The sequence below is a fragment of the Komagataeibacter rhaeticus genome, from assembly GCF_003207855.1.
Classification (GTDB): Bacteria; Pseudomonadota; Alphaproteobacteria; order Acetobacterales; family Acetobacteraceae; genus Komagataeibacter; species Komagataeibacter rhaeticus.
This window is the reverse complement of sequence record NZ_NKTZ01000055.1, coordinates 1-1,741: the sequence shown is the minus strand read 5'-3', so window position 1 is coordinate 1,741 and position 1,741 is coordinate 1. Positions and strand designations below refer to the sequence as shown.

Below are 1,741 nucleotides of genomic sequence, written 5' to 3'. Positions count from 1 at the left end.
GGTTCTTCCGTACTTTTCGTGATGATGTTTTTTGATTATGCGGGCTGAAGGACACGCGCCCTGAGGAGTTCGAAGCCTGCTCTTCCGAACATGGTTCGCTTGATCATTTTCAGTCGGCTGATCTGTCCTTCAACCGGGCTGGTTGTCCAAGGTGTGACAAGAGACGCTTCAATGGCAGCCGCATCCCGTTCAAGCGCGGGAATCAGACGTGACAGCAGCGTCGTCTTTCCTTCTTCCAGCAGAGCCTTCAGATCGCCTCCCGTGCAGGTGTCACCCCTTTTACAGAGCAGGGTCTGCATTTTCCTGAGCCAGCAGAGTGTGACGGCAAGGTGCGGTTCAGCTTCCAGAAGGGCAGGAACCAGCAGTCCCTCCTGTCCGGCAGATAACGGATCCTCTGCGAGGAGAAGCCGCGCAAGTTTGCGTCCCCGAGGTGCAACGACATGCGCGGAAGGAACGGGTTTCGCGGAACATCCCTGTCGCGTCGCCACCCATTTCCAGACGGTGCCATATTGTCCTGCAAAGCCCTGCTCCAGGAGTTCCCGCCATAGCTGACGACTATTGCGACATCCTTCGGACCATCTCTTTTCCAGGTGGGCTGTGTAAGGCACGAGTATGCTGCGTGACGGAACCGTTCTTTTCCATGGTGGTGCATGGCCCCGCTGAAACCAGCGCCGCACGGTTTTTCTCTCTACCCCGATCGTTGTGGCGATAGCCTGAATGCTGTGTCCCGCTGCTTTCAGGGCAAGAGCTTCCTTGAAAAGAATGTCACGCCGTTCCCCAGAGGCTGACCTGACGACCGCCTGCGCCTCTTCTGGATGCGCTCTGATTGTTTCAGATATTTTGCTTACGACCGTTGATACGTTCATCTGTCGTGTCAGGGTCCTGACAGTCGTCGTAAAACGGTCCAGAATGCTGACAAAAGCGTCTGACAGGTTCTTCAGCAGATGCCAGCGGTCTGTCACCTGAAGAGCGGATGGTGCGCCTCTGCGGCATCCGTCTGCATAAGTACCGGCACGGTCTCTGGCAATGATTTCAATACCGGGGTGGACCTGCAGCCATCGGGCAAGGGTATCAGCGTCCCGATCTGGCAGGAGGTCAATGACATCATTTTTCTCAAGATCGACCACAATCGTTCCATAGTGATGTCCCCGCCGCCATGCCCAGTCATCCACCCCCACCACACGTGTAAGGGCCGTGCCTTTTGTGGTGTTCTGCACACGTGAGAGAAGACGGCGGACAAGAGTATCCGCGCTGATGGGGCAACACAGGCGCACGGTCATTCGTGCTCCAGCGGAACCGCCCAGGGTGTGGGCGATATAATAATGAAGATCGGCAAGACGTGTGGTCTGTCTGCCATGACGCACGGTTATCCCCTCAAGGGGCATGACAAACGTCCGACGTGGACAAAGCATCGTCTGGCAGAAAAAGCGCGGCACAGAAACGATCAGCGTGGCTGGACGGCCCTGCCATGGAAGATCCGCGAGTTTTCTCTGATAGAAACTGTGAATGCGTTGTGTCGGGCACTGACAGTCCGGACACACTGCACTCCGTTTTCGCAGACCGACTTCGATCTCCACTCTGTTATCCAGTGCAACAACACGACGAACGACGAGGGAACGGGGAAGATCAAGAGACCGAAGGCGTGACACTGGGGAATATCCATGAAAGTGAACGACTTTCTGGATTTCCCAGTTCCGGAACCTCAGTACAAGATACCCATCACGAAAAGTACGGAAGAACC

General features: G+C 55.7%; 1 protein-coding gene. It reads right to left on the bottom strand.

What is annotated here, in order from left to right; genetic code table 11:
• Nucleotides 1–35 precede the first annotated feature (35 nt).
• On the bottom strand, nucleotides 36–1,649 hold the full coding sequence (locus tag CFR78_RS15925; protein WP_110560887.1) for an ISL3 family transposase: 1,614 nt from the start codon (nucleotides 1,647–1,649) through the stop codon (nucleotides 36–38).
• Between the last annotated feature and the right edge of the window lie 92 nt (nucleotides 1,650–1,741).